At 46.5% G+C, this 18,639-nt stretch carries 15 protein-coding genes; 7 read left to right on the top strand and 8 right to left on the bottom strand.

Annotated features, from left to right (window positions below; genetic code table 11):
* Positions 1-28 precede the first annotated feature (28 nt).
* The gene (locus QTP81_RS08880; RefSeq protein ID WP_289364999.1) at positions 29-1,489 is read right to left on the bottom strand and encodes an MFS transporter; all 1,461 of its coding nucleotides are present in this window, start codon (positions 1,487-1,489) and stop codon (positions 29-31) included.
* Between the two features lie 243 nt (positions 1,490-1,732).
* On the opposite strand from QTP81_RS08880, the gene QTP81_RS08875 reads away from it, so the two are divergent.
* Positions 1,733-3,217 (top strand): tryptophan halogenase family protein, encoded by a 1,485-nt coding sequence (locus QTP81_RS08875; RefSeq protein ID WP_289364998.1) that lies wholly within the window; start codon positions 1,733-1,735, stop codon positions 3,215-3,217.
* Here the strand turns inward: QTP81_RS08875 and QTP81_RS08870 are convergent.
* From QTP81_RS08870 to QTP81_RS08850, 5 genes are all read right to left on the bottom strand, one after another.
* Positions 3,193-5,628 (bottom strand): glycoside hydrolase family 31 protein, encoded by a 2,436-nt coding sequence (locus QTP81_RS08870; protein ID WP_289364997.1) that lies wholly within the window; start codon positions 5,626-5,628, stop codon positions 3,193-3,195. The genes QTP81_RS08875 and QTP81_RS08870 overlap by 25 nt on opposite strands.
* A gap of 32 nt (positions 5,629-5,660) precedes the next feature.
* Positions 5,661-7,592 carry an alpha-amylase family glycosyl hydrolase gene (locus QTP81_RS08865; RefSeq protein ID WP_289364996.1) on the bottom strand — a complete coding sequence of 644 codons (1,932 nt, stop codon included), beginning with the start codon at positions 7,590-7,592 and terminating at the stop codon, positions 5,661-5,663.
* 141 nt (positions 7,593-7,733) lie between these two features.
* The gene (locus QTP81_RS08860) at positions 7,734-7,886 is read right to left on the bottom strand and encodes a DUF5989 family protein (RefSeq protein WP_289364995.1); all 153 of its coding nucleotides are present in this window, start codon (positions 7,884-7,886) and stop codon (positions 7,734-7,736) included.
* On the bottom strand, positions 7,887-8,321 hold the full coding sequence (locus QTP81_RS08855; RefSeq protein WP_289364994.1) for an SxtJ family membrane protein: 435 nt from the start codon (positions 8,319-8,321) through the stop codon (positions 7,887-7,889).
* A 3-nt stretch (positions 8,322-8,324) separates the two neighbouring features.
* A complete protein-coding gene (locus tag QTP81_RS08850; RefSeq protein ID WP_353059722.1) occupies positions 8,325-10,199 on the bottom strand; it encodes a carbamoyltransferase family protein in 1,875 nt (624 codons plus the stop codon).
* Positions 10,200-10,291: 92 nt separating this feature from the next.
* Here QTP81_RS08850 and QTP81_RS08845 point away from each other — a divergent pair, with 92 nt between their 5' ends.
* The 5 genes from QTP81_RS08845 (at position 10,292) to QTP81_RS08825 (ending at position 16,237) form a co-directional block, all read left to right on the top strand.
* Positions 10,292-12,016 carry a hypothetical protein gene (locus tag QTP81_RS08845; RefSeq protein ID WP_289364993.1) on the top strand — a complete coding sequence of 575 codons (1,725 nt, stop codon included), beginning with the start codon at positions 10,292-10,294 and terminating at the stop codon, positions 12,014-12,016.
* Between the two features lie 4 nt (positions 12,017-12,020).
* On the top strand, positions 12,021-13,724 hold the full coding sequence (locus tag QTP81_RS08840; RefSeq protein ID WP_289364992.1) for an SGNH/GDSL hydrolase family protein: 1,704 nt from the start codon (positions 12,021-12,023) through the stop codon (positions 13,722-13,724).
* A gap of 130 nt (positions 13,725-13,854) precedes the next feature.
* On the top strand, positions 13,855-14,763 hold the full coding sequence (rimK, locus tag QTP81_RS08835; protein WP_289364991.1) for a 30S ribosomal protein S6--L-glutamate ligase: 909 nt from the start codon (positions 13,855-13,857) through the stop codon (positions 14,761-14,763).
* Between the two features lie 2 nt (positions 14,764-14,765).
* Positions 14,766-15,791, top strand: coding sequence for a succinylglutamate desuccinylase/aspartoacylase family protein (locus tag QTP81_RS08830; protein WP_289364990.1), 1,026 nt, complete (start codon positions 14,766-14,768; stop codon positions 15,789-15,791).
* Positions 15,792-15,805: 14 nt separating this feature from the next.
* Positions 15,806-16,237, top strand: coding sequence for an ATP-dependent zinc protease family protein (locus QTP81_RS08825; protein ID WP_289364989.1), 432 nt, complete (start codon positions 15,806-15,808; stop codon positions 16,235-16,237).
* On the opposite strand, the gene QTP81_RS08820 is transcribed toward QTP81_RS08825, so the two are convergent.
* Positions 16,234-17,070: a LysR family transcriptional regulator gene (locus QTP81_RS08820; RefSeq protein WP_289364988.1), complete on the bottom strand. Its 837-nt coding sequence runs from the start codon at positions 17,068-17,070 to the stop codon at positions 16,234-16,236. The genes QTP81_RS08825 and QTP81_RS08820 overlap by 4 nt on opposite strands.
* A gap of 103 nt (positions 17,071-17,173) precedes the next feature.
* On the bottom strand, positions 17,174-17,335 hold the full coding sequence (locus tag QTP81_RS08815; RefSeq protein WP_289364987.1) for a hypothetical protein: 162 nt from the start codon (positions 17,333-17,335) through the stop codon (positions 17,174-17,176).
* Positions 17,336-17,487: 152 nt separating this feature from the next.
* Between QTP81_RS08815 and QTP81_RS08810 the strand changes: the two genes are divergently transcribed.
* Positions 17,488-18,636, top strand: a complete 1,149-nt coding sequence (locus tag QTP81_RS08810) for a serine hydrolase domain-containing protein (protein WP_289364986.1) — start codon at positions 17,488-17,490, stop codon at positions 18,634-18,636.
* The last annotated feature ends 3 nt before the right edge of the window (positions 18,637-18,639 follow it).

Here is an 18,639-nt window from a genome sequence, read left to right as displayed (position 1 = left end):
GCTGGCTTTTCTCTTTTGAAGCGCTGAGTTACTGTTCTTCGCTATCTTGAACAAAGTAGACTGACAGCGCAGCAATAAACATACAAACACCGGCTAGGACGATCATGTACTTGGCATGATTATCAAATACCAAACTGACAATACTACCACCTACAATACCAGAGACGATCTGTGGCCCTGCAATGGTGAAATTGAAGATCCCCATGTATACACCGGTTTTATCCGCAGGTAATGCTCCAGCTAATATTGCATAAGGCATTGCCAGGACGGCAGCCCAGGCGATACCAACGCCGATCATTGGGAACAACAGATGCAGCGCACCTGCTGGTATTTCAATTTGCGTGATCAACAGATCGACGTGAGTCGGCGTAAGGTCTTGGAAAAATAAGAAGCTGACATAACTAAGCCCCCCCAGCGCTAAACTAGCCCCAAAGACCAACTTACGACCTAATTTGTTTGCGAGCTTCGCCAAGAACACTGAGAAAACAGCAGCGAATAATGAATACGCAGCAAACATAATGCCTACCCAATCACCTGCCGTACCTTTAGCTACCTTCACAAATTCAGGTATCGCATCTAAGGAACTCAAGTAACTGGAATCCCACCACTTGGGGTCAAGTCCCCAAATATGTTGTGTTACTGCAGGCGTGGTGTATACCCACATGGCAAAAAACGCAAACCAAGCAAAAAACTGTACAACTGCCAATTGCTTCATGGTGTCTGGCATATCTTTCATCAGCTTGAAGAAGCCTACGAGTCTCTCGGTCATCGGCTTTTTGACTGCCAGCTCTTGCTCGACGATAACTGGATCCATGCCCTTATAGGCATAGTAGTCTTTTGGTTGGTATTCCTTTGTTCGGAACACGGTCCATAGTACCGTTCCCAATAAGACGGTTGCGCCAATGTAGAACGCCCAAATCACTGAAGGTGCAACTTTGCCATCCGCAGCTGTATTGTCTAGGCCAACAATATTGGTTAATAAAAACGGTAATATTGAACCAACAACCGCGCCAATATTGATCAGTAAGGATTGAATCGAATAGCCACTATTGCGCTGCTCTTCTGGCACCATATCGGATACTAATGCGCGGAATGGTTGGAAGCACACATTAAACGACGCGTCCATAAGGGCCAACATGATCGCCCCAAAAATCATCGGTGCCATAAAGGCGACGAACAATGAAGCATTAGGCATCAAAAACATACCAATCGCGGCCGCAATAGCACCGGCTAGGATATATGGACGACGACGTCCCAATCTATTCCATGTACGATCCGAAGCTGCACCAACAAAAGGTTGAACGATCAAGCCCATAATAGGCGCGACGAGCCAAAAATAGCTTAACGAGTGGAGATCAGCACCTAAATCCGTGAGGATCCGGCTAACGTTAGCGTTTTGCAATGCAAATCCGAATTGCACACCAAGAAAGCCAAAACTGACATTCCAGATCTGCCAGAAGCTTAATTGCGGTTGTTTAACTTGACTCATAAATCCCAGAGTTCCTTAATAATTGTATTGCAGATTAACCACAGAATGTGCGCTTTGTTGGTATAATAACGCGCGCGTATAGTTAACATCACGTTAACATGCAGTCTATCGGCTTGGCCTGTAAAATACTATTCACCTGCATACGTATTCACTTAAATCTATTGGGATGCGGCGAGATTGAGCAACTTGTCAGATATGCTGATTCATTGCACACTAGTTGAAAAAAACAACTGAGAAATTCTGTTGCAGGCGAAACTAAAACTCTTAGTGTTGGGCGGCGGCACCGCTGGGTGGATGACCGCAGCACTGCTCAATCACCACATGGACAAGCAGTTGTTCAGTGTGTGCTTAGTGGAATCTCCCGATATCGGTATCATTGGCGTTGGTGAAGGCTCTACACCGCAGCTTAGAACGTTTTTTGCTACGCTGGGAATAGAGGAAATTACGTGGATGAAAGCCTGTAACGCCACGTACAAGAACGGCATTCGCTTCAACCAATGGACTAAAGGTTTTAGTAAAAATAGCTATTTCCACCCTTTTCCGTCGCCAACAGACAGACAGACGGCCGGTGAATTTTTAGTTAATTGCCACCAACGTCAGCAAGGTCAAACATTGCATTGCGATCCCGATAGTTACTTTCTCACTGCACAATTGAGTGAAGCCGGTAAAGGCCCGTTAGTTGCGCCTGGCAACCCACCGCTACCGCTGAATTATGCCTATCATTTTGATTCGCACTTGTTGGGGCAGTTCATTCGCGACCTCGCGGTAACAAGGGGTGTTGAGCATATTCAGGGAACGGTTGCAAAGGTAGAGTGTGAGCCGAACCCAGCCATTCATGCTATTCAACTTGAAGATGGCCAGCGTCTGAAGGCTGATTACTTTTTTGATTGTAGCGGTTTTCGCAGTCTATTGAGTCAAACCCATTTGCAAACGCCATTTATTGCGTTTGACGACAATTTATTTAACAACGCGGCAGTGGCGATACCGACCCCTGTTGCTACTGCCCCACTCGCGCAAACACAAGCGACAGCCTTGGATTGTGGATGGGCATGGCACATCCCACTGCGTAACCGCGCCGGTAATGGCTATGTTTACAGCCGCGACTTCTGCTCGGCCGATGAAGCTGAAACAGAGTTACGCACCCACTTGGGATTGCTCGACAGTGAAGTGCAAGCCAAACACTTGCAGATGAAAGTTGGGCGCGTAGCGCAAACCTGGGTGGGGAATTGCGTTGCTGTAGGCTTATCACAAGGATTTATTGAACCTCTAGAAGCCACTGCTTTGCACATAGTGCAAGAGACTATTGAGCAGTTTATCAGCGCATTTACCGCTGGTAATTACACCGCTGAACATCGCACCCAATACAATCAAATCATCAATGCGCGAATTGATGGGATCCGTGATTACATAGTCTGTCATTATCAAGTCAGTAATCGCGTGGATACTGAGTACTGGCGGGCTAATACAAGCAATACAACGCGTTCAGCGTCCCTCGAGCAATTACTTCACGTTTGGCGGCAAGGTGGCGATTTAACTGCCGAGATCAATCGCCAAAACATCGCCCAATACTACCCCGCAATATCTTGGTATTGTTTATTGGCAGGCTATCATCACTTTAGTAAAGCGCTGAGTAGCGAAACAGCAACTCAACCAAACGAGGCAATAAGCGCGCATATTGCTCGTTTGGTTGGTGTGTTTAGTGATCACTCGACGTTGATCACTAACTGATTGTGCAGCGAACTCTTAACCTCTAGTGTATTTGTTGCATCGTTCCAATGCACATTTTCAGAAGAACCAATGGCGTAAACAGTGTCGCCAATTTTCACGGTACCTGGTTTTTCCGTAAGCCCGTGAATATTCCAATTAATAACACGTGTTTGCGGTCGGTTGGCAAAATCACCAGAACGAGCCACGCTCAATTGCAATGTGCTTGTGTGCTGAGCAGTAAAACTCAATGCTTCAAACTGATTATCCGTTAAAGAGTTGGCGCTTTCACCGTCGTCGTCATAGACCGTAAATTGACTATTCGCCACACTCGTATCGGCGTAGTAATGCATATCCAGAGTCGCTGTTGAGTACTTATCCAGTGACATCACCGCATCGACCATTGGGACAAATGAGCCGGCTTTTACCAAGACTGGCAACTGTTCTAACGGCGCGGGAATTGTAACTGTCTCGCCACCCATAACTTTGTCATTAGTCCAGAAGTTAAACCAAGTGCCAGCGGGTAAGTCAACATCGGCTTGTACCTGACCTTTCTCTGTTATGGGTGTAACCAAAAAGGATTCCCCGAACAAATAGCTATCGGTATTGGTCAGTTTGGCATCGCTGTGGTGCATAAACAGCGGCCGCATAAACGGCACGCCCGTCATACTATTTTCATAAGCTAATGAATAAATATATGGCATCAAACGATAGCGCAGTTGAATGTAATCTCGCGCAGTACTTTTTACTGGATCAGCGTGAAATACTGGCTCTGGTGCAATGTGCTCTTGCGCATGTGGACGAAATACCGGTGAGAACGTACCAAATTGTAACCATCGCGTGTACAGTTCGGCGTCAAAAGTTTCGCCTCCAGCAAAGCCCCCCAAATCAGAATGCGTGTATGCCAAACCGAATAAACTCATTTGCAGCGCAAGCTCAACTTGTGGTTTCAAACCGCCCCACTCGCGGCTTACATCACCTGTCCAGGGGATCATGCCATAACGCTGAGTGCCGGCAAAACCAGCGCGCATCATCACAAATGGTCTTTTCTCAGGCGCCAACGCCAGCTGACGCTCATAGACCATCTTGGCCCACTGATGACCGTAAGCATTATGTACTTCGTCACCCGTAACGGTCATATCATTTAAGCTGTGTAAACTGTCACCAGGATGAACTTCTGGTTCACCAAGATCGCCCCACCAGCCAGCAACGCCTTGCTCTGCAAGTTTTTCGTAATACTGCCAAAACCATTCTTGGGCCTGTGGTGCAAACACATCGACTAAGCCAGTGTTGCCAAAGTAAAAATCGAAACGTCGCGGTTCCCCCGCAAAGTTAGTCGCAAGAGCGCGATTATCGACGGCACTTTGCCACTGAGACGAAGACGTCAAAATAAATGGCTCAGTGATCACGACCGTTTTAACACCTTTAGCGCGCAAATCCGCAATCATTTTTTCTGGCTCTGGCCAAGCGTTGCGGTCCCAATTTAAATTACCCATATGACCTTTGATGTCTGGCCCAAACCAATACAAATCGAGTACTACTGCATCGACTGGAATATCTTGCTCGATAAACGCATCAATAGTGTCACGGGTTTCTTGTTCCGTGCGATAACCAAAACGCGAGGCAAAATTACCCAGTGCCCAGCGCGGTGGAAGTGGTTGTTTGCCCGTTGCTGTCACCGTGTGACTGACCAAGTCGCTAAAGCCCTCGCCCGCAACGACAATGTAAGCGGTGCGACCGCCTACGGCTTCAAACTGTAATACATCACTCTCGGTATGACCAATGTCGAGGAAACCACTAGCGCTATTATCAAAAATAATTGCGTAGCGTTGGGATGACATGATTGCCGGTAAGCCGTAATACATCTGCGAGGATTCAGTGGTGTAACCATAGTGAGCGCGATTGTATAGCGGCAGTCGATGACCACGCCGATCCATGCCTAACACACGTTGACCGCCCCCCATAATTTGTTCGTCTTCGTCGAGTGCAAAGCGGAAGCCGCGAATGGTTTCTTGATGAAACAATCCAACTTCTTCACTGACGAGTTCTTCACCATCGCGCCAGTAACTTAATTTAAGTGGCTGCGCTTGTATAGCAACGGTTAAACCCGGCAGTTCAAACTGCCAACCGGTATCCACTTTGACGAGTTTTGCGCTTACATCAAGCGCCAGATTTGGATCTACCGCGAAAGACGGCAATTGCTTTACGCCTTCAGGTTGATACCACACACTGACCGAACGGCTGGTCAAGGCCTGAATATCTACTTTGCCTTCACTCGTTTGCAGAGTCAGTAAGCCGTCATCATGCGAAACGCCGGTGACTTCAGCAGCATTTATCTGCCAAACGCTTAAACTAAAGAACAATGCAAATGCGAAACGACCGCAATTTCTAACCAAAGAGAGCCTCTTTGTAACTAAAGCTAATGTATATTTCATCGACACAAATCCTAGAAGTTGGTATTCAGCTATTACTTAATTGCATAAACGGCTGAACCTAAAGGTGCCAGTTGTGTGGCGATGTGTGCAGAACCGTCAGCACTAACCCTTATTACCGCTGGAGTGTCAGTTAAACGCTCAATAATCTGATGATCGCCCGCACCTAGTTGCCACTGAGTCACCAATTCGGCTGGTATCTGCAGATCAAAACCTTTTGCAGTTTCTGTAAATTGACTCACTACAACTAAGGCCTCTTCACCACTCCATCGTGCGAATGCCAATGTTTTGCTATCGTAATCTGAACCTACCTGAAGGTTTTCAGCATGGAGACTGCGATAATCACCTTGCATCGCTGAAGAGTTAGCAGAAATATTCATTACTTTGATATAAAACTCGCGTAACGTTTTTTCTTGATCGGTCAGCAGCCCCCCATCGAATTGACCACCGTTCATCCAGCGCTGATGAGCAGGCACGCCCGCGTAATCAAAGATGGTGGTACGAGTTGGGTCTCCGAAACCGGTTTCTTCGCTACCGTCTTCCCCTACGTCTTGGCCAAAATACAACATGGTCGGCGAACGACTAATCAACGCCGAAGCCACTAACATGGGTTTCCCCTTCTCTGCGCTACCGGCAAAGTCGGGACTTGCGATACGCTGCTCGTCATGATTTTCGAGGAAGTGCAGCATATGCTGTTCGATATCTGCTAATCGCGCTTGGATCTTAACCAGATCAGCGGTATCGCCATGACCTTGGATAACCGCTTTAAGCGTGTCATAAAACTCTACTTTATCGTACAGGTAGTCCATTTTGCCAAGGTGCAAATAATCGCGATACAAGTGCGGCTGGTAAACCTCAGCAAGCAAAAACGCTTCCGGATTTTTCATCTTGATAGAACTGTTTAAGAACGACCAAAATTCAACCGGTACCATCTCAGCCATGTCATAGCGGAAACCATCAACGCCTTTGTCTAACCAGTAGTGCACGATATCGTGAAATTTGTACCAGCTGTCCGGCAGGTCTTTGTCTTGCCAAAACGCATAATGCTGTTCGTAACCCAGTTCTGCATATTCTGCTGGAAGCGTTGGGAAATCATAGCTGCCATCAGGGCGCACACCGTAATTGACTTTCACCGTCTCATACCAGTCATTAGCATCAGGCTGAGCCGCGCGCGCACCATTCCCCGTCCACTTTGCTGGCGATTCGCTAAACTGGCCATCTGCTAGTGGGTGTGGCTCACCACCTAACGGTAAATATCCATTCGGAGATTCTGGTACCTGAAAATCCTGACCGACCACGTAATAAAAATTGTTGTCGCGTGCATACTCAACGCTGGTGTCATCGTTGGCGCCAAAGTCACTCACCCCTTCCGGCGCAGATAGCGACTCATAACGTCGAGCAACATGGTTAGGCACTATGTCGATAAGTACTTTCATACCGTGCTCGTGAGTACGCGTAATTAGCGCTTCAAATTCGGCTAAACGATTGGCAGGATCATCCGCTAAGTCAGGATTAACGTTGTAATAGTCTTTCACCGCGTATGGTGAACCTGCGCGTCCTTTTACCACATCCGGATCGTCTAGCGAAATGCCATAAGCGGTGTAATCATTGATGACAGCATGATGCGGTACACCGGTATACCAGACATGTGTAGTACCCAATGCTTTAATGCCTTCTAGTGCGGCTGCATCAAAATCACTGAACTTGCCGACACCGTTTGTTTCAATCGTGCCCCATGGCATATTGGTTTCATTGGTATTACCGAATAAACGGGTGAAAACCTGATAAACCACAGGTTTGCCTTGCCCAGTTGAGCTCTCGGTCTGCATTTTTTCCTCGCTAGGCTGGGTAGCTTCTGGCGGTATCGCTGGTGTACAGGCGATGCCTAAACCTAACGATAGTGTAGCGATTCCAGCAATTGCTGTGAATGAAGGTAATGATAAAGACTCAGAACTGAATAAGCGCATTGCGGTTCCTTGGGCAACTATAATGTCGCAAGGATACCCGTTAATGAATTGTTAACTCAATGTGCATACGTATGTAACACACATTCAATTGCTAATGATCGAAAGGAAGGCCCGCCTCAGGCAGGCCGAAATGCTACGAACTTAGAACAAGGTGTAAATAAACGCGGCCAAAGATGACTGTTGTGTAGCGATAACAATACCACCCAATAGCGCTAAAATAATAACAATCGGCAGCAGCCACATTTTCTTGCGAACACGTAAAAATGCCCATAAATCTTGTAAAAACTCAACCATTTAAAATGGCTCCTTCAAATTTTCTTTGCGCGGTGGGTTTTGGCGCGTAATCCAATAACTCGACACATTCTTATTGATTTTGCTCGAATAGCCAAGCTTGTTAAATAGTCTCAATACTAACCCTAGCGGTAAAATTAATATGAAAAATGCCAAGCCTAATATTAGCTGAGTGTTTAACCAACCTAACACACTGGCAATAATCATCCATACGACATACATAGGATACAAAATGCGCGGAATCACAAAGCCACCAGTTAGCAATGCTACACTTACTAAAAATGGCCAATAAGGCATTGCATGATCAAATATCCAAGGTAATAAGAGTGCGAAAAACAGCGGGAAAGCAACGCTCATTTGCACCGCAAACTGACGCAATGCTGATGAATCGCTCGGATCAGCCATCGGTAACATAATGGATTTAAGTTTACTTAACACGGATTAATCCTTCTCGAAAGTCACTGATTTAGCCAATGCGATTGCGCTGTCACTTTGCTCGCGTTTATCCAACACCCACTGTCCCATTACCAAGTAATCCATGTCGGTTGCCAAGAAACAACGAATTGCATCTTCGGGTGAACACACAGGAGGCTCGCCACGCACATTAAATGACGTATTGATTAATACCGGCACTTGGGTGAGTTGTTCAAACGCATCGAGCAATGCATACAACGTTGGATTCGTTTCTTGCGCGACCGTCTGCAATCGCGCTGAGTAATCAATATGAGTTATCGCGGGTAATGAAGAACGTACTTGGTTCACCCGGTCTAACCCTTCAACATCATCATCGGTTTCACATTTAAGAGTCGGATTAACATCAGCGGTAAGCAGCATATAGGGGCTTGGCCCGTTGAATTCGAAATACTCACTAACCTTATCGAGCTTAACGATAGGAGCAAAAGGCCGAAAAGACTCGCGCTGCTTGATCGCGATATTCATTTTTCGTTGCATGCTAGTGCTGCGTGCATCGCCCAAAATAGTTCGATTGCCCAATGCGCGAGGTCCAAATTCCATTCGGCCTTGAAACCAGCCCACTACATTGTCCTGGGTCAACCAAGCTGCTACTTCGGTGAGTAAGTCGTCTCTGGCTAACTGTTTCGCCACTACTTGCTTGTTATCGATCGCTTGTTGAATGTCTGTATCGCTGTATTGAGGGCCTAGGTATGCGCCTTGCATCTGATCGCTCGCGTTTTCTCGGTTATTCTCAAAGTAGCCGTACCACACCTGCAAAGCTGATCCTAATGCGCCGCCAGCATCACCGGAGGCGGGCTGGATCCAGACATTTTCAAATCCAGCCTCGGCAAGAATCTTAGCATTCGCTACACAATTCAATGCCACACCACCTGCAAGGCAGAGATTGTTGCTACCGGTAAGCTGTTTAGCGTATTTAGCAATCTTGACCACGACTTCTTCGGTCACCACTTGAATCGAACGGGCAAGGTCAAAGTGCCGCTGCTCAGGCGTATCATCGGCAGGCAATGCTGGTCCGCCGAACAATGCGGCAAATCGTTTGTTGGTCATTACACTGCCGACGGCATAATCGAAATAGCGCATATTGAGGCGAAAGCTGCCATCTGGTTTTACGTCAATCAGATGCTCGTAAATCAAATCGACGTAACGTGGCTCTCCGTATGGCGCCAATCCCATTAACTTGTATTCACCAGCGTTAACGCGAAAGCCACAGTAATAAGTGAATGCGGAATACAACAATCCCAACGAGTGTGGAAAGTGAATTTCACTAAGAGCGGTCAGCTTTGCTTCTTGGCCATGCCACACACTACTCGTTGCCCATTCGCCTACACCATCAAGACACACAACAGCGGCATCTGCAAAAGGACTCGGATAAAACGCCGAAGCCGCATGGCTCTGATGATGCTCGGTAAAGAGTAATTGCGGTAGAGCAATTTTATTGGGCTTTTCAATCTCTGGGGATTGGTTCGCAGCTATCGCACGAAGTTCGCGGCGCAGTACACTTTTTAAGTAGAGTTTTTCTTTCAGCCAAATTGGCATTGAGCGAGCAAAGCTTAAGAACCCCTTCGGCGCATTAGCAAGATAGGTTTCTAACAGACGCTCAAATTTAAGCAGCGGTTTATCATAAAACACAATGCCATCGAGATCGGTTAGCTTGACGTCGGCTTCATTAAGACAATATTCAATTGCGGCTGTGGGGAAACGCGGATCGTGCTTCACACGCGTAAATCGCTCTTCTTGTGCAGCAGCAACGATTTCACCATCCACAACAACACACGCAGCGCTATCGTGATAGTAAGCTGAAATCCCTAAAATATACGTCATTTTAATTATAATTTTATGCACTACGAATTCTGATCATGATGTACTAACAAGTATTGTTATTCAATCCTGACCCGATTACTCTAACGCAAATAACGCCCAACCGAGAGCAAAACGTGTCGCCTAAGACGACTCAAAATAAACCTGTTTATTACGTAATTATGCTACTGATCCCTGCGATCATCTTACTCTTGATTGAGGGCATTTTGCGGATCGTGGGCTTCGGTAAAGACATTCCATTGTTTGTACCCAGTGAAATAAATTCAGCATTCGTTCAACCCAACCCCAATATCGTCCACCGCTATTTTCATCAGCCCGAATTGGCGCCTAATGTAGCCCCAGATACATTTTTGTTTAGTCGCGAAAAACCCGCTACTACTAAGCGAATAATTTTAATGGGTGGGTCATCTGCAGCGGGGTTTCCTTACGGTCGTTTCGGTGCGCCCAGTGGACTTTTACAGCATCAATTGAAAAGCCTATATCCGGAACAGAATATTGAGGTGATTTCGGTTGCCATGGCCAGTGTTAATAGTTACGCGTTACGCGATTTTGTCGAAGAGGTAATCGCGCTCAATCCAGACGCAGTGCTGATTTATGCTGGGCACAATGAATATTTAGGCATTATGGGAGTCGGGAGTGTTTACGCTGGTGCTGGCGGTCACTATGCTAACTTAATCTACCTCAAAACACGCCATTTTCGGCTCGTTCAGTTGCTTCAATCATTGCTAATTGCCAGACCAAAAATAGACGCTAATTTAGATGGTCGAACAGTTATGGCAACGGTTGCCAAGGAGCGCAATATCGCGTTGGATTCAGACTTATTTAACGCTGGGTTGGAACAATTTGAGTCCAATTTAGGTGCCGTGCTCTCCAGTTTGAGCCAACACGGTATCCCCGTATTTATCGGCAATTTAGTCTCCAACGAAAAGCATCAACCCCCTTTTGAAAGTGAGCCGATAAGTCCAGATCCCGAACGATCTGCCCGTTACTATTTTGCGCGCGGCACCGAACTTTTAGCAGCCAATCAACACGACGAAGCACAACAGGCGTTTAGCCAAGCTCGCGATTTAGATTTATTGCGTTTTCGTGCCCCAAGTCACTTTAATCCAATCATCGCGCGTCTTAGCGACGAACATCAGGCGACGCTCGTCGATTTTGATCAATTGTTTCGCAGTGACAGCACAGACGGCATCATCGGCAATGAACATATGCTCGAACACTTACACCCAACGTCCCGCGGTTATTTTCTTATGGCCTATGGCTTTTTGACCGCTTTGCAGCAGCAGGGAGTTCTGGCTCATCAGGATCTAGACAAGGAGCAGCTTTGGCAACAAGTACCGCTTAACGACGTTGACCACTACTACGCCGATTACAAAATTGCCCAATTAACTGCCGACTACCCCTTCAATAAAACACCGCAAGGGTTTGCACTATCTCCCCCAGAAAATCAGGCTCAGGCATTTGCACAAGCGCGTTTTAATGGCACTGATTGGTTGAGCCAACAACAAGAACTACTGACCCTATTTCAACGCTTGCAGCGCCCTGACCTCGCTGCTGACGTAGCCGCTCTGCTCGCCGATGCGCTAGCAACTAACCACCAAGCAGCCAACGTTGCAGCTCAGCTTTATCGCCAAACCAATCAATTAAGTTTGGCGCAATACTACGCTCGCCAAGCGACAGATTTAGCGCCCCAAGAGATCATTTATCGATTGCACCGTGCACAGGTGTACTATTTGTTGTCCCAGCGCGACCGCGCAAAGGAGCAATTGCGCACCGTACTCTCGCAAGATCCCGACAATCAGCAAGCCCAGCGCTATTTAAAGTTAGTCAACCAAGAGTGATCAAATGAAAACATCACCCAACAAGCTTTGGCTATTTAGAGTAATTCTTCTTCTACTACCCGTACTTTTAATTGTGTTGCTTGAGTTCGTCTTACGCTTGGTGGGTTTTGGTGGTCATCCGCCGTTATTTATTACAAACCCAACACATCAGAGTTATCTGCTGCCTAGGCCTGACATCATCAATCGCTATTTTAATGACAAAACGAATGCACCGCGTGTAACCCTGGAGGCGAACTTTTTTCTCAACGAGAAACCTCAGGATAGCTTGCGTTTAGTTGTTCAGGGCGGCTCGACCGCTGCCGGCTATCCATATGGCTTAGGTACATCCCTAGCCGCAATGCTCGATAGTCGACTTAAACCTACGCTACCCGGTCACCAAGTAGAAGTAATAAATACCGCCTTATCCGCAGTTAATTCATTTACGTTGCTTGACCTTGCCGACGAAATTATCGCCCAACAACCCGATGCTGTATTAATTTACGCTGGCCACAATGAGTTTCTTGGCATTATGGGAGTTGGTTCAAATTACTCTATCGCGTCTAATTACACGATGACCAGAGCAGTCTTATGGTTGGATGATTTAGCGCTTTATCAAGCAATACAAGCTGCCGTTTCTGCGTTTCGCAACCCAAAAGAATCAGATGTTGAACCCGAGAATCGTCGCACTGTAATGTCGCAAGTCGCCCGACACAAAACAATAGCACGTAATTCGGCGCGTTTTAATGCAGGTATTGAACAATTCAAACGCAACATGTCCGAATTGATTGAGCGCTATCATAACGCTGGAGTCCCTGTGTTTATATCGACAGTAGCGAGTAATTTACAACATCAAGCCCCCTTTAAGAGCCTGGCAGTTCCTGATGAATTTACGCGCGCGCTAGCGCAATCTTCGAAACACACCATTAGCGCTTTATCGAATGAGTGGCAAAGCCATAACAGTGCTGACCTTCATTTTACGTTAGCGCAAAAAGCACTGGCATTAGGCTCGGAGCTTATTGCCAAACGACATTTTGTACTTGCCAAAGAGCATGATCTCCTGCGCTTTAGAGCACCGACAGAAATTAATAATGTGATTAAAAACCTGGCCAAACAAACGGGTGTGTATTTGGTAGATAGCGAGGCCGAGTTTGCTGCTCGCAGTCCTGCAGGCATTACTGGTCGCAATTTGATGCTGGAGCATTTACATCCCAATGTGCCAGGATACTTTGTGATCGCCAATGCGTTTTATGATCAACTGCGCGAAAGCGCATTGTTTAAGCCTTGGCGCAATTTTGATCCCAATACCGCATGGCAGCGCCGTTTAGTGCTTCCCGCAGAGGAATATTATGGATTTGCAGGGGTTTTGACCTTAATGTCAGATTATCCTTTTACCGATGAGCCACAGGCCGTGCGCCTCCCCCAACCACAAGATTGGCAACAAAATTTAGGTCGACAGTTTTTTGCCAAGGAAATTGATTGGCTGACGATGATGCGTTTATCCGCTGAACGCTATAAAGCTCAAAATGAGCACAATATGTATATTAAAACGCTGCAAATCTTAGCGGATGCACTACCCCATGATCCAATAGTCAATGGCCAAGTTGCGGAACAACTATACAATCAAAATCGATTCTCCGAGGCGTTGTATTACATTCGCCGAGCACAGCGTGCGGGCGATGTAAGCCCTCAACTGGAACGAATGAATCAACGTATTATCGGACTTAAGTGAATCCACAATCACTGCAGTAACAAATTAAATATTGGCTATGTATCAATGAGTTATATTGAGCCTTTTATAATTAGGCAAAAGGTTAATTTAACTGCTACACTCCGCCAATATAACTAACGGATTTAATACTATGCGCATCGCGGTTCTATCTCGAAATCCAAAACTTTATTCTACACGACGTCTCGTGGAAGCAGGTCGAGCAAAAGGTCATGAAGTCGAAGTTATCGACACCATGCATTGCTATATGGACATCACACGCGCCAAACCATCTGTGCGCTATAAAGGTAAAGCGTTACCCAAATTTGATGCCGTTATTCCACGCATCGGAGCATCGGTGACTTTCTATGGCACATCGGTCGTAAGGCAATTCGAAATGATGGGCACATACTCTATTAACGAGTCTGTAGCGATTAGCCGCTCCCGGGACAAGTTGCGCTCACTACAATTACTCTCGCGTAAAGGCATTGGCATGCCTCGAACGGGATTCGCTAATCATCCGGATAGAATTGATGACTTAATTAAAAACGTCGGTGGCGCTCCAGTCGTGATTAAGCTTTTAGAGGGTACACAAGGCATTGGCGTGGTACTCGCTGATACAGCAAAAGCTGCTGAAGCTATCATCGAGGCCTTTATGGGTATCGGTGCTAACATCTTAGTCCAAGAGTATATCAAAGAAGCCGGGGGCGCGGATATTCGCTGCCTAGTGGTAGGTGGTAAAGTCATTGCGGCGATGAAACGCCAGGCGGCCCCGGGTGAATTTCGTTCTAATCTTCACCGCGGTGGCTCAGCTAGCATTGTCAGACTCTCCCCTGCTGAACGCAAAACGGCAGTAGATGCCGCAAAGACCATGGGCTTAAACATGGCGGGCGTTGATATTCTTCGCTCCAATAGTGGTCCTGTAGTGATGGAAGTCAATAGCTCGCCGGGCCTTGAGGGGATCGAGTCTGCAACAGGGAAAGATGTGGCTGGGATGATCATTACCCACCTAGAATCAATGGCAACGAAAAAAACCAGTACCAAAACACGAGGTCAAGGCTAACGATGACCGATTTGATCATCGCCGGTCAAACAATAAAACCGGGGGAAACTAAGCGTCTTGAGTTAACGCTACCGCCCTTGTATACCGACACGCACATGGGTATTCCAGTGCACGTTCAGCGGGGTAAGCGACCAGGACCGACATTATTTGTCAGCGCAGCAATTCATGGTGATGAGCTAAATGGCATAGAAATCGTCAACCGCTTACTCAAATCCCGCTCGATCAAATCATTGCGCGGTACGCTTATCGCTGTTCCCATTGTTAATGTTTTTGGGGTGCTTAACCAAAGTCGCTATTTACCCGATCGACGAGACTTAAATCGCAGTTTTCCTGGCAGTCGTAAAGGCTCTTTGGCCGGTCGGATTGCGAACCTGTTTCTCAAAGAAATAGTCAGTAAATGCAATTACGGTATCGACCTGCATACCGGAGCAATTCATCGCAGTAATTTACCGCAAGTGCGAGCAAATCTAGACGATGAAGAGACCTTCGAATTGTCTAAGGCCTTTGGGCTGCCAGTTATGCTCAATGCCGATATTCGCGATGGTTCATTACGCCAAGCTGCCGCCGATGAAGACGTTAAGGTTTTGTTGTATGAAGCCGGACAAGCGTTACGCTATGATGAGTTCTCGATCCGCGCCGGCGTTAAAGGCATCATAAACGTGATGCGTCATATCGGTATGCTGAATAAACGCAAGTCCACCGGTAAGGTGATCGACCCTTTTGTAGCGCGTCAAAGTGGCTGGGTGCGCGCCAGTGACAGTGGTTTTGTGACCCACGTAGCACAATTAGGTGATCACGTTGATAAAGGCGATACGCTTGCCATAATTGCCAACCCCTATGGCGAAGAATTAGCCAAGGTTACCAGTCCCGCAGAAGGCATAGTTATCGGTAAACAAAACATTCCACTCGCACAAGAGGGTGAAGCTATGTATCACGTCGCCTACTTCTCAAAACCTGATGATGTAGCTGAACATGTGGAGCGTTTGCACGACGAGTTAAACGTCGGCGAACCCACCATCGTTATGTAACGGAGAAAAAGACTGTGACAAACAAACATTTGGTTGGGGCATTAGAGCTGTGTAATTTACCTGAATTGGCAATTGAAAACCTCAATATTCGCGTTGACACCGGCGCGGCCACTTCTTCATTACACGTTGATAATATTGAAGAATTTGAGCGCGATGGGGAAAACTGGGTGAGTTTTGATATTCATCCCAATATTCACGACGTCGATCAAATCGTACGGCGCGAAGCTAAAGTGAAGGCTGTAAAGCAAATAAAGAGTTCAACGGCGACTCGAGAGCGGCGTTATGTGATTAAAACCGATATTGTATTGGCGGAAATGCGTTGGCCGATCCAACTTACCCTCACTGATCGTTCTGAAATGACCTACCTAATGCTACTTGGTAGAGAGGCCATGAGTGGCCGACTGATTGTCGACCCTGAACTTGAGTACGTATTGACCACTCCTTAACTAATCCAGGCACTCATCTTGCTGCTCATGGCGGTAATGCACCGCGCAACCCATTCATTACTGCACTGTTTAAGATGACAAGCATAAACCGCTATTGGCTCACCAGTCGCATCTGCTTGATGATGTAGTGCTACATGTTTGGCATGTTGAGCCCATAACACTGGCAATATAACACCAGTTTGCAGTGTTGTGGCTAACTGTGCCGCATGCTGTAAGTTCCCTGTCTCTACCGCTGGCTCATCAGCAAATGTAAATTGTTGCTGCAAGCTCTCATCGCACTTTAATGGGTATCTCACGCGCACATTTATCGCCGGCTGGCTATCACCACTCTCAGCCGAGTACAGCGCCAACGGTGAAGTGAATACGCAGTGGCTCACTATCTCGTCGGATTTAACAGGTACGGTAGTGAAACCGATATCAATGATACTGTCATGCAGATACCGCGATATCAGTTCACTGCCAAGCACATCTGATTTAATCGAACATTGATTGTGATGAGATACAGCGAATTCGTAGATACCTTTTGCCAACAAGGTATCTGACATTTCTGTCGTCGCGATGCGCAGCCGTGCCTTTGTATGCGTTTTAAGGTATTGTTTGCTTTGCTGCAAAGTAGCAACTAATTGTTTGGCAAATGGCAATAATTTCTCACCTGCCAAAGTCAATTGAATATGATTCCTGTCACGGGTAAATAGCGGCGTGGCGTAAAACTCTTCTAATGAGCGAATTCGCGCACTAACAGCCGCTTGTGTAATAAACAATTTTTCGGCGGCTTTACCAAAATGACGTGTTTCACTCACTTCTAAAAAAGTCGAATAAAATCGTATATCCACTTTTAAAGATTCATAAAAATTAAGGTAATGCCAGTATCCTCAGAATACTGGTCAGTGACAAGGGCAATTTATTCAATTGCCCTTAAACAAGAGTCCGATGTGCTTAGTACGCAGTGTCAGTCTGCTCGTGGTGGCTCTGTTGACGTTTGTGTTGTCGATGGAACTCAGAACGTTTTGACGATTTCTTTCTACCTCGACCGAAATCGTCTTCATCCTCGTAGTCGTCATCAAAATGGTTGCGTAATTTGTGTGGTTTTCTCGCCATGATCAGTAACAAATATCCGTTATGGATAGCGCAACAATAATCCAATTCGCAGTAAATTAAAGTGAATAGTTTTAGTCGTGATGATAACTTTATTTAATCAATAACTCGTGCAGTGCGTATAGCACTGTTTGGTAAAACGCCTAAGGTCAGTTATGAAATCTTTTATTGTATGTGCATCAGTATTGTTAGTTTCTCTATGTCTTGGTGCGACTCAGGCATCAGAACACTACTTTCCCGCGCCTGCTGAATGGCAACGAATGTCGCCAGAATCACAACAATACTCAGCTGATAAAGCCCAACGCGCTATCGATTTTGCAATGGCGAATGAATATTCCGGTGATGTAGATCTACGGATTGCAATCCTGAAAGGCTTTAGCCACGAGCCCTTTCATGAAATAAAAGGCCCTACAAAAAAACGCGGTGGACCAGCCGGTATGATTGTTAAAAATGGTTATATCATTGCGGAATGGGGCGATCTCGAACGCGTTGATATGACCTTTAGTGTAACCAAGAGTTACTTATCCACCGTTGCTGGGCTTGCTGCACAACATCAGCATATTAACAATATCGACGACCCAGTGGCTGGGTCAGTTTGGGACGGGACATTCGCGGGGCGACACAACAGCAAAATTACCTGGCGTCATTTACTCGAACAAACGTCTGATTGGCAAGGTGAACTTTTTGGCATCAAAGATTGGGCAGATCGCCCCCCTCGTGAAGGCGATTTAGACGATTGGCAATTCCGTGAACTGCGTGAACCCGGCACCGTGATGGAATACAACGATGTTCGCGTTAATGTGTTGGCCTATTCATTATTACAGGTATTTCGCCAGCCATTGCCTCAAGTATTAAAGCAACACATTATGGATCCGATTGGCGCTTCACCTACATGGCGTTGGTTTGGCTATGACGATGCCTGGGTTAATGTTGATGGCCTCAAAATGAATAGTGTAACGGGTGGTGGTCACTCGGGAGCTGGCGTATTTATTTCCACGCTGGATCAGGCGCGATTTGGCTTACTATTTACCCGTGATGGAAAATGGCAATCAGAGCAAATCATCGCTCCTGAGTGGATCAAAACGGCGACAACCCCTTCAGCAGCCCATGCCAGTTACGGCCTAATGTGGTGGGTCAATCAAGGCCCACGCAAATGGCCAGACGTTGACAACGAAAACCTCTTTTATGCTGCTGGATTTGGCGGTAACTTCATCGTTATTGATCAGCAAAATGATTTAATGCTTGTTACTCGTTGGTTAGAGCCCAGTAAGATCAACAATATGGCAGCCATTGTATTTAACTAAGTT

The sequence above is a fragment of the Neoalteromonas arenosi genome (assembly GCF_030362855.1).
In the GTDB taxonomy this organism is placed as follows: Bacteria; Pseudomonadota; Gammaproteobacteria; order Enterobacterales; family Alteromonadaceae; genus Alteromonas_E; species Alteromonas_E arenosi.
Note: the sequence above shows the minus strand (reverse complement) of the source record. Positions and strands in the feature narration are given on the sequence as shown.

Bases quoted from the DNA above. Each gene is read 5' to 3' on its own strand.
- rimK (WP_289364991.1), top strand. From the start codon at position 13,855: ATGCGCATCGCGGTTCTATCTCGAAATCCAAAACTTTATTCTACACGA.
- QTP81_RS08830 (WP_289364990.1), top strand. From the start codon at position 14,766: ATGACCGATTTGATCATCGCCGGTCAAACAATAAAACCGGGGGAAACT.
- QTP81_RS08860 (WP_289364995.1), bottom strand. From the start codon at position 7,886: ATGGTTGAGTTTTTACAAGATTTATGGGCATTTTTACGTGTTCGCAAG.
- QTP81_RS08840 (WP_289364992.1), top strand. From the start codon at position 12,021: ATGAAAACATCACCCAACAAGCTTTGGCTATTTAGAGTAATTCTTCTT.
- QTP81_RS08810 (WP_289364986.1), top strand. From the start codon at position 17,488: ATGAAATCTTTTATTGTATGTGCATCAGTATTGTTAGTTTCTCTATGT.
- QTP81_RS08880 (WP_289364999.1), bottom strand. From the start codon at position 1,489: ATGAGTCAAGTTAAACAACCGCAATTAAGCTTCTGGCAGATCTGGAAT.
- QTP81_RS08870 (WP_289364997.1), bottom strand. From the start codon at position 5,628: ATGAAATATACATTAGCTTTAGTTACAAAGAGGCTCTCTTTGGTTAGA.
- QTP81_RS08815 (WP_289364987.1), bottom strand. From the start codon at position 17,335: ATGGCGAGAAAACCACACAAATTACGCAACCATTTTGATGACGACTAC.
- QTP81_RS08865 (WP_289364996.1), bottom strand. From the start codon at position 7,592: ATGCGCTTATTCAGTTCTGAGTCTTTATCATTACCTTCATTCACAGCA.